This window comes from Halomonas sp. (assembly GCF_014859505.1).
Lineage (GTDB): Bacteria > Pseudomonadota > Gammaproteobacteria > Pseudomonadales > Halomonadaceae > Halomonas.
Window position 1 is genome coordinate 1 of the sequence record NZ_JACUUD010000110.1, and the last position, 9,084, is coordinate 9,084.

General features: G+C 66.8%; 12 protein-coding genes and 1 tRNA gene. 4 read left to right on the forward strand and 9 right to left on the reverse strand.

Annotation, left to right across the window (positions count from 1 at the left end):
* Window positions 1-65: 65 nt before the first annotated feature.
* A complete protein-coding gene (locus tag IBX53_RS12745; protein WP_290909822.1) occupies window positions 66-359 on the reverse strand; it encodes a co-chaperone GroES in 294 nt (97 codons plus the stop codon).
* Window positions 360-556: 197 nt separating this feature from the next.
* Complete coding sequence (locus tag IBX53_RS12750) at window positions 557-1,090, reverse strand: FxsA family protein (RefSeq protein WP_290909824.1); 534 nt, start codon at window positions 1,088-1,090, stop codon at window positions 557-559.
* 231 nt (window positions 1,091-1,321) lie between these two features.
* Between IBX53_RS12750 and IBX53_RS12755 the strand changes: the two genes are divergently transcribed.
* Window positions 1,322-2,083 (forward strand): SDR family oxidoreductase, encoded by a 762-nt coding sequence (locus IBX53_RS12755; protein WP_290909826.1) that lies wholly within the window; start codon window positions 1,322-1,324, stop codon window positions 2,081-2,083.
* Window positions 2,084-2,163: 80 nt separating this feature from the next.
* Here IBX53_RS12755 and IBX53_RS12760 read toward each other — a convergent pair whose 3' ends face one another.
* Complete coding sequence (locus IBX53_RS12760) at window positions 2,164-2,445, reverse strand: ComEA family DNA-binding protein (protein ID WP_290909827.1); 282 nt, start codon at window positions 2,443-2,445, stop codon at window positions 2,164-2,166.
* A gap of 255 nt (window positions 2,446-2,700) precedes the next feature.
* On the opposite strand from IBX53_RS12760, the gene pyrF reads away from it, so the two are divergent.
* Entirely contained in the window at window positions 2,701-3,402 is a 702-nt protein-coding gene (pyrF, locus tag IBX53_RS12765) for an orotidine-5'-phosphate decarboxylase (protein ID WP_290909828.1), read from the forward strand.
* 4 nt (window positions 3,403-3,406) lie between these two features.
* Here the strand turns inward: pyrF and lapB are convergent, their stop codons facing one another.
* The 3 genes from lapB to IBX53_RS12780 are packed head-to-tail and all read right to left on the reverse strand — an operon-like array spanning window position 3,407 to window position 5,317.
* The gene (gene lapB / locus IBX53_RS12770; RefSeq protein WP_290909829.1) at window positions 3,407-4,588 is read right to left on the reverse strand and encodes a lipopolysaccharide assembly protein LapB; all 1,182 of its coding nucleotides are present in this window, start codon (window positions 4,586-4,588) and stop codon (window positions 3,407-3,409) included.
* Window position 4,589: 1 nt separating this feature from the next.
* Window positions 4,590-4,895, reverse strand: a complete 306-nt coding sequence (locus tag IBX53_RS12775) for a LapA family protein (protein WP_290909830.1) — start codon at window positions 4,893-4,895, stop codon at window positions 4,590-4,592.
* Between the two features lie 59 nt (window positions 4,896-4,954).
* Entirely contained in the window at window positions 4,955-5,317 is a 363-nt protein-coding gene (locus IBX53_RS12780) for an integration host factor subunit beta (RefSeq protein WP_290909839.1), read from the reverse strand.
* 125 nt (window positions 5,318-5,442) lie between these two features.
* Here IBX53_RS12780 and IBX53_RS12785 point away from each other — a divergent pair, with 125 nt between their 5' ends.
* A complete protein-coding gene (locus IBX53_RS12785) occupies window positions 5,443-5,736 on the forward strand; it encodes a succinate dehydrogenase assembly factor 2 (RefSeq protein ID WP_290909831.1) in 294 nt (97 codons plus the stop codon).
* 97 nt (window positions 5,737-5,833) lie between these two features.
* Window positions 5,834-6,094: a hypothetical protein gene (locus tag IBX53_RS12790; protein WP_290909833.1), complete on the forward strand. Its 261-nt coding sequence runs from the start codon at window positions 5,834-5,836 to the stop codon at window positions 6,092-6,094.
* Window positions 6,095-6,124: 30 nt separating this feature from the next.
* Here the strand turns inward: IBX53_RS12790 and nadB are convergent, their stop codons facing one another.
* The 3 genes from nadB to IBX53_RS12805 form a co-directional block, all read right to left on the reverse strand.
* Complete coding sequence (nadB, locus tag IBX53_RS12795) at window positions 6,125-7,714, reverse strand: L-aspartate oxidase (protein ID WP_290909835.1); 1,590 nt, start codon at window positions 7,712-7,714, stop codon at window positions 6,125-6,127.
* Window positions 7,695-8,840 carry an FUSC family protein gene (locus tag IBX53_RS12800; protein ID WP_290909837.1) on the reverse strand — a complete coding sequence of 382 codons (1,146 nt, stop codon included), beginning with the start codon at window positions 8,838-8,840 and terminating at the stop codon, window positions 7,695-7,697. The genes nadB and IBX53_RS12800 overlap by 20 nt, the downstream gene beginning before the upstream one ends.
* 59 nt (window positions 8,841-8,899) lie before the next feature.
* A tRNA-Leu gene (locus tag IBX53_RS12805) sits at window positions 8,900-8,986 on the reverse strand.
* Window positions 8,987-9,084 lie beyond the last annotated feature (98 nt).

Genomic DNA, 9,084 nt, shown 5'->3' on the forward strand with positions numbered 1-9,084 from the left:
TGCTTGAACGTCAGATGCTTGAACGTCAGACGCGATCGTCAGATGTTGCGCCGGTCGCTTGAGTGTCAGTCCTCGACCACGGCCAGAATGTCGGACTCGCTCATGATCAGGACCTCTTCGCCGTCGATCTTCTGCTTCTCGACGCCGAAACCATCCTTGAAGATCACGGTATCACCGACCTTCACGTCCAGGGGACGGACGTCGCCGTTCTCGAGAATCCGGCCGTTACCGACGGCAAGGACTTCACCACGGGTCGGTTTTTCCTGGGCGCTGCCCGGAAGCACGATGCCGCCAGCGGTTTTCTGTTCTTCTTCAACGCGACGGATGATGACGCGATCGTGCAAGGGACGGATGTTCATTGCTCACGTTCTCCTGAGGGTTCACATGGCCGGGAAGCCCGGCGGTTTTGGTCATCGCCTCGCAGACGGTGCCTGCGAGGTGGAGGCGCTGGACGCCTTCCGTGTCAATGGCGCGGCAACCGCGCCGAAGCCTGCTGCTGTCCGTTAAGTGGGGCTCACCAGAGGGCTTTCAAGGCCCGCATGGAATTTTTTTTGATTCAGCCCCGCCTGTCGTCGCGGGAGATGAATTCGCCCTCGAGGGGACCGTCTCGAACGTCGTCATGGGACGATGAGGCGTCCCGGGCGTTTCCCGGCCTACGTCCCTGCGAGGCCTGCTGCCAGTCGGCGTCGGGCCCGGTCTGGGGACCACCGTCGGGGCGCCTACCGACGTGGATCCCCTGGGCGCGCACGCCAAGCCGGGCGAGCAGCTTGCCCATCAGGCGGCGGGCGTCGGGAATCAGGCACAGGAAGCCCAGGGCATCGGAGACGAAGCCGGGTGCCATCAGCAGCGCGCCGCCGAAGATCAGGGCGGCACCGGTGAGCAGTTCCCCCGAGGGAATCTCGCCCCGCTCCAGGCGCTCCCGGGCGCGCGCAAAGGTGGCGGCGCCCTCGCGTCGGATCAGGTGCAGGCCGATGAAGCCGGTGGCCAGCACCATCAGCAGGGTGGTAAGCAGACCGATCTGGCTGCCAACGGAGAAGAGGATGACGAAGTCGAGCAGGGCGAAGAGGGTAAAGGCAAGCAGAAAGGGCATGGGGACTCCGCGAATGTCAGTTCCGCAGGAGGTGGGGGCGGCCACGGCGAAATCAAGCGTTGACTGTCAGCGCTTGGTGCGACGGCGGGAGGCGCAGTAAATGATCATATGAATAGCATTATGGTGCACTGCACAAACTCTGCTATTGTATATGTACTTAAAAAGCGCGATGTCCAGGAATGAGCCGGATCGCCGGCCTTGGGTCGCTCCATTTCCCCAGGAGGTTTGACGATGAAACTTGATAAGTCCGTGATTGCGATCACCGGTGGCGCTCGTGGCCTGGGTCTGGCCATGGCTCAGCTTCTCGGTAGCCGCGGCGCCCGCCTGGCGTTGCTCGATACCGATGGTGCCACCCTGGATGATGCCGTTACCCGGTTGCACCAGGCGGGTATCGAGGCCCGAGGCTTCGTGGCCAACGTGGCCGATGAGGCGTCGGTCAAGCGGGCCTTCGGTGATATTGCCGCCTCACTGGGCCCGGTGAGCGGCCTGGTCAACAACGCCGGCATTCTGCGCGATGCTTTGCTGGTGAAGGCGAAGGAGGGCCAGGTCGAGAAGGTGATGTCGCTGGAGAACTGGCAGGCGGTGGTCGACGTCAACCTGACCGGCGTCTTCCTGTGCGGTCGCGAGGCGGCCAGCCAGATGATCGAGGCGGGCAATGAGGGGGTGATCGTCAATATCTCCAGCATCTCCCGGGCCGGCAACATGGGCCAGAGCAACTACGCGGCCTGCAAGGCCGGGGTGGTGGCGCTGACCACGACCTGGGCGAAGGAACTGGCGCGCTACGGCATTCGCACCGGCTGCGTGGCTCCGGGTTTCATCGAGACGGACATGACCGCCTCCATGCGTCAGGATATGCTCGACAAGCTGACCGCCGGCGTACCGCTGCGCCGCCTGGGCCAGCCTGAGGACATCGCCCAGAGCGTGGCCTTCATCATGGAGAACGCCTACTTCACCGGGCGCGTCATCGAGTGCGACGGCGGCCTGCGGCTCTAAGCCTCCACGTCAGTCGCTACTCGATGAAACAGAGCGGCCGCCGGGGGAGTCCCCGGCGGCCGCTCTGCGTTCGGTCCGGCTCAGAAGCTGACCTGATCTTCCAGGTTGGCCACGGTGCCGTCGCCGATGCCGCTGACCCGCGTCAGGTCCTCGGCGCTCTCGAAGGGGCCGTTGGCATCACGATCCTCGACGATGGCGGCCGCCCTGGTGGGTCCGATCCCCGGCAGCTCGGCGAGCAGCTCTGCATCGGCGGTATTGACATTGATCGGCGCTACCTCCTGCGCCACAGCGCCCAGCGGCGCCAGGCCGAGCAGTAGGGCGAGTATCACGCCGGCCAGGGCGTTACGTGTCATTCCCTGCATGATCGTCTCCTCTTGTTGTTGCTCTTGTCGTGAAAGAGTGTCCCGGGGGACACCCTTCAAGCTAGCGGTTGCCGGTGAGCCACCGTGTGGGCTGGGGACGCCAGCCACCGTAGGTGAGGACAGACAGACGAGCGTGTCGAAATGCCTATCCTGCTGGCTCGCTGGGGAGCGCGTGCCCGGGGCGATCTCCTACGCGAGTTGGCGGCTCGGGCTGATATAATGTCAATCATCCGTCCCTTGCCTGGAGCCCGGCCCGTGTCTACCAATTCGCCTCTGATCATTGCCCTCGACTACGCCTCCCTGGACGCTGCCCTGTGCATGGCCGATAGCCTGGATCCCTCACGCTGCCGCCTGAAGGTGGGCAAGGAGCTGTTCACCCGCAGCGGCCCGGACGTGGTGGAGGCGCTGCACGGCCGCGGCTTCGAGGTGTTCCTTGACCTCAAGTTCCACGACATTCCCAACACCGTGGCCGGTGCCGTGCAGGCGGCGGCGGAGCAGGGGGTGTGGATGGTCAACGTCCACGCCGGCGGCGGGCGCCGCATGATGGAGGCGGCGAAGGAGCGGCTGCAGCGCCACGGCCTTTCCACTCACCTGATTGCGGTGACGGTGCTGACCAGCATGGAGGCCGAGGACCTGGCGGAGGTGGGCGTCAGCGTCTCGCCGGCGGAGCAGGTCGAGCGCCTGGCCCTGCTGGCCCGTCAGAGCGGCATGGATGGGGTGGTCTGCTCGGCACGGGAGACGGCGCGGCTGCGTGAGCTGTGCGGGGTGGACTTCCTCAGGGTGACCCCGGGCATCAGGCCGAGCTTCGCCCAGGCCGGCGATCAGCGCCGGGTGATGACCCCGCTTGATGCCATGACGGCGGGCAGCACCCATCTGGTGGTCGGGCGCCCCGTGACCCAGGCCGAGGATCCCATGGCCGCACTGGCCGCCATCGAGGCGGAGCTGACGGGGGGCTGAGCGGCTATTCCCCTTCGATGCCGGTGATCGGCTTGGTGGTGCCCCAGCTGCGGCAGCGTGGGCACTGCCAATGGAGCTGTTCGCCGGCGAAGCCGCATCGCCGGCAGCGGTGCCGCGGCAGGGCCTTGAGCAGGGTGCGGGTGTGCTGCTGCAGCAGCTCGAGGCGTTCGAGCGACTCGCCCCGGTCATCCTGGCGATAGAGATCCATGAGGTAGTCCAGTGCCCCCAGGCTTGACTCGCGGGCAAGCTGCTCCCTGATCAGGTCGATGGCGGCCTGCAGGCCGTCGCGATGGAGAACCGTCTCGGCCAGCAGGATGATCACGCTGGTGTAGGGCGTGCGCTCCACCAGCTGCTGCAGGTGGCGGATCAGCCCGTCTTCGTCGTCGAGCAGGCGGTAGGCAGTGGCCAGGGGGGGCAGCAGGGTGGGGGTGAAGGCGGCGTCCTGCTCGGGAAGGCGATCGAGCAGGCGGATCTCCTGGCGATAGTGGCCGGTGTCGTGTTCCAGGGTGGCCAGCAGCAGATTGGCGCGTACACAGTGCGAGTCGATGCTCAATGCACGGCGCAGGTGCTTGCGGGCGAGTCCCGGGCTTGCCTCGAAGCGTTCCTGCTCGGCCAACTGGCAGAGCCAGTGGGCCGCGGCGCGGCGGACCTCGTCGTTCTGGCGAATCAACTGAGGCTCGGCCACCTCCAGGGCGGCCTTCCACTCGCCTTCCCGCTCCAGCAGATCCACCAGCAGGCGCTTGGCGGCCAGGCGCCTTCCGTCGTCCTGGGAGTCGCGCACCACGGCCTGCAGCAACCGTTCGGCGCGGTCGAGCAGCCCCAGTGCCAGGAAGTCCCGCGCCAGTTCCAGCTGCACTCGCTCGCCCTGAGCGGCGGAGAGCGTGGGGCGGGCCAGCAGGTTCTGGTGGATCTTCACCGCGCGGTCCGCCTCGCCACGGCCGCGGAACAGGTTGCCCAGGGTGATATGGGTGTCGATGGTGTCGCTGTTGACCTCCAGGGCCGCCACGAAGGTCTCGATGGCACGGTCCTGCTGGTCGTTGAGCAGGTAGTCGAGTCCCACGAAATAATCCCGCGGCAGCCCGGATGATGGCGCGGGATCGGAGGGCTTGCTGCGTTCGCGGCGGCCGAGCCACCAGCCGATGGCGACCGCTGCCAACAACAGCGTCAGCAGCAGGACATCGGGCATTCTAGGGGAGTTCCTTCAGCTCCTGGACGCGCAGGCGATCGAGTTCCTTGCGCTGCTGCTGATTGTGGCGCTGGGCGCGGGTCAGCAGGGTGCGCAGGCGAAGGTAGACGCCGCTCATGGCCAGCATGCCGAGCAGCACGCCGACGGCCAGGGAGACCAGCAACCAGACGGATAGCGAGGCTGCGGGCAGCTCGATCCAGATCAGGTTGAGAGGAAGGGCCTGCTGGTTGTTGACGGCGAAGAGAATGCCGACCAGCAGGACGACCAGCAGGATGATGGCCAGGATCAGGCCTTTTAGCCAACGCATGCGCTTGTGTCCCCTGTAATGGAAGTGCCGGTAATCAAAGTGTCAGTGGCCGAAGCCGGTCAATAGCCGAGGGCGCGGCTGGCATCAACCTGCTCGCGCAGCTCCTTGCCGGGCTTGAAGTGTGGCACGAATTTACCGTCCAGCGCGACAGGTTCACCGGTCTTCGGGTTGCGTCCGACGCGCGGCTCGCGATAGTGAAGCGAGAAGCTGCCGAAGCCACGGATTTCGACGCGCCCCCCCTCGGCCAGAGTCTCGGTGATGTCATCGAGGATCAGGCGAACGGCGGCCTCGACTTCCTTGATCGACAGCTCCGGCTGCCGTGCGGCGATCTGCTCGATCAACTCGGACTTGGTCATCGACGGTCTCCCTAGGCGGTGGGCGCAGGTATTGGCCCGCCCGGCGCTGTTGTTTTTCCAAAGCATACTCGGCAAATTCTGATAAAACAACGCACTACGACCTTTGTAAGATGGCGGTGCCGGCGGCTGCCGTTGACGGGGGGCTCGGGTATACTGTGGGCATTCATCCCACCGGAAAGGCGAGGTCGACGTTGAACGAGCAATCACCCCAGGATGTGGTACTGCGCAAGCGGCTCCACTGGCACTCACGTCGTGGCATGTGGGAGCTGGACTTGTTGCTGGTCCCCTTCCTCGAGCAGCGCTATGACCACCTCGATGAGGCGGACCAGGCGGCCTTCCGCGAGCTGATCGACGAGGAGGATCAGGATCTCTTCATGTGGCTGATGCGCCGCGAGTTACCGGAGGACCCGCGCCGACGCCGCATCGTGCAGCTGATCATCGAACATGCCGAAAGCGCCGACAGCATTGGGCATCGTCCCGTCTAGGCTCTCCCTTCTCCTGCACGCTTTGTTGGCCGCCGCGGTGGCCAGCGTGGCGTTGCTGCATGCCCCGGCTTGGCTTGGGGCTCTTGCCGCTGCCTTGATGATGGGCGTCTTTCTCTACTCTGCCCGTCGGTGCCCCCGCGGTGACCTGCGCAGCATGACCCTGGCCGACGGCAGCCTCCGCTGGGAGTGGCGCGACAGCGTCGAGGCGCCCTGGCGCGCGGTCTCCCTTCATTGCGACTATCTTGGTCCCTGGTTGATCGGCCTGTGCGTCAACGGGCGTCGGCTATGGCTCTGGCCTGACAGCAGCGATTCCGCCTCGCTGTGGCAGCTGCGGCGTCTGCTGGTGCAGCGTCAGTAGGCGGGGTTGTCGCGACGTTCTTCGTTCTTGTCAGTCGAGGTCGGCGAGATGAATCCGTGATGGCCGCGCCGTGCCCTGAGCGTGGCCGGGGCATTCCGGGTTGTAATGCAGGCCGCGTGACTCGCGCCGGGCGCGGGCGCTGGCCACGGTGAGCCGGGCCAGGCGTAGCGCCTGCCACAGACCGGCCAGGGCCACCGTGGGGGCGCAGGTGGCCACCAGCGGGGCGAGCTCCCGCTGCAGCTTGGACAGTTCCTCGGCGGCCTCGGCCAGGCCCCCGTCGCGTCGGACGATGGCCACCCGGGCGCTCATCACGCGGCGCATCCGCTCGCGGATGTCGGCCAATACCTGCGGGTCGGCGCTCCGGCTTCCAGCGCCGGGGGGCGGCATCAACGGCGCTGGCGCAGTCGCATCGTCTGGGTCGACCTGACGGATCAGTGTCGCGGCACAGCTGCGCGCGAACACCAGGCACTCCAGCAGTGAGTTGCTGGCCATGCGGTTGGCCCCGTGCAGGCCGGTGCAGGCCACCTCGCCGATGGCGTAGAGGTGCGGCACCGTGGTCGCGCCGGCAAGGTCGGTGGTCAGCCCCCCGCAGCTGTAGTGGGCGGCAGGCACCACCGGGATCGGCTCTCGGGTGATGTTCAGGCCGCGACCGGCGCAGTGGGCCTGGATGGTGGGAAAGTGGTGGTGGATCGCCGCCTCGCCCAGGTGGCGGATATCGAGCAGCACATGGTCGCTGCCGGTACGCTGCATCTCGGCGTCGATGGCGCGGGCGACGATATCCCGTGGCGCGAGCTCGGCGCGCGGGTCCAGGGCGGGCATGAAGCGCTCGCCAAGGACGTTGAGGAGTCGACCTCCCTCGCCGCGTACCGCCTCGCTGATCAGGAAGGGGCTGCCCTGGGGGTCATAGAGACAGGTGGGGTGGAACTGCTGAAACTCCAGGTTCTTGAGCTCCGCTCCCAGCTCGGCGCCCATCAGCATGCCCTCGCCGCTGGCCGGATGGGGGCTGGTGGTATGGCGGTAGAGCCCGCTGGCGCCGCCGGTGGCAAGCGCGGTGTCGCTGGCCAGCAGTTCGTGCAGTTGGGCCCGGCTATCCAGGCAGCGGGCACCGCGGCAGTGGCCGGTGGTGTCGCCGATCAGGCCGATGGCGGTGAGGTCGTCCAGTACCTGGATGGCCGGATGAGCTGCCACGTGGGCCTGAAGGGTCTCCATCACCGCAAGACCCGTGGCATCGGCGGCATGGATGATGCGCCGGGCACCGTGTCCGCCCTCACGGGTCAGGTGGTAGGGGTAGCCGGCATCGGGGTTGGGGTCCGGGGTGAAGGGAACCCCGAGCGAGAGCAGCCACTCGATGGCGGACGGCCCGTGTTCGACGGTGAAGCGCACCGCCGTCTCCTCACACAGGCCGTCGCCGGCCACCAGGGTGTCGGCGACGTGGGCGTCGAAGTCATCGCCGGGGGAGAGCACCGCAGCGATGCCACCCTGGGCCCAGCGGCTGGCGCCCAGGTCGTCGCTGGCCGGACGCAGCAGGGTTACCCGACGCTGGTCGGCGAGCTCCAGGGCCAGCACCAGGCCGGCCACGCCGCCGCCAATGATCAGCACATCATGATTGCCGTGGGTCATCTTGCGCTCCTTTTTCGATCGTGGCGGTGTCGCGTCGCCCCCACTTGCGCCCGGAGGCGCGATGCAGGCGGCGGCTGGGCAGTCGGGTCAGGGCGCCCAGGCGGGCGACCAGGTCACCGGTGAGGCGCGCCAGCTCGCGGTTGAGCCAGAGGTAGCCGCTGGGACTGAAGAGGGTGCGCCCCTCGTCGCTCACCGCGGTGGTGGCCAGTTCGGCGTGTCGCTGCAGGTTGAACTGGCTCACCGTGATCGCGATGGGCTGGCCGGTGCGCACCTGGAAGGCGAGGGTGCCGAGCTCTCGGGCGAGCCGGTGCTGCTCCTCGCGCAGGCCCGCCATGGCCTCGATGCGGTCATGGCCCGCCCGGGTGGTCCAGTGGGTCTCCAGCAGCAGTTCGATGGTGGAGAGCATGCGGCGCTGCAGGGAGATGATGTCATCGAGTTCGTCGCGATCCAGTCGTCGCTCGCGATGGATGGCATCGACCAGGCCCCGCTGCTTGACCAGTGCCGAGCTGGTGGCCTTGAGCAGGGCGCGGCTGTCGACGTCCACGGCCGCTGCGGCGGTGGTGTGAGCGTGGAAGAGCCGCGCAATGCGGTCGAGGTTCTCGGCCAGCATGAAGCGCATCATGTCGGTGGCCTTCTGGGGCAGTACCAGCATGGTCACGCTGATGCCTACCAGGGTGCCCAGCAGCACGTCGAAGGCGCGCCACAGGCCGATGTCCAGGGAATGGCTGCCGTCGCCGATGACCAGCAGCAGGCTAATGGCGAACATCAGGCCGCTGTAGCCGTGGCGATTGCCGAAGGTGAACCAGGTGGCGATGCCGATGGCGGCGAGGCTCCCGGCGGGGATCAGCAGGTGCAGGGCGGGGGGGAAGAGGATCAGCGCAAGGCCCGTGGCCGCGCCGAGCACGGTGCCGAGCAGCCGCTGTCGACCCTTGTCGAGCACACCGCCGATATGCGGCAGGTTGCCCATGACCATGACGGTGCTGACGAGCGCCCAGCTGGAGTGGGGAATCTCGAACAGACGAATGATACCGAAGGTGATCAGCAGAGCGAGCAACACGCGCAGCACATGCAGGCGGCGGCGATAGCGATAGGTAAAGAAGGGGTCGCGCAGGGGCGGCAAGTTCATGAGGCAGGGCCCCGCAGGTGTGCCGCGTTGGTGTCGGCCCAGGCGAAGGACGAAGTGACTGGTGCCCGGAGCCGGGCTCGAACCGGCACGGTGTCGCCACCGAGGGATTTTAAGTCCCTTGCGTCTACCAATTTCGCCATCCGGGCGGCACGGTGTCGAGCAGAATGATCAGGGGAAATGGAGGCTGGAGTCGGAATCGAACCGGCGTACACGGAGTTGCAGTCCGCTGCATAACCACTCTGCC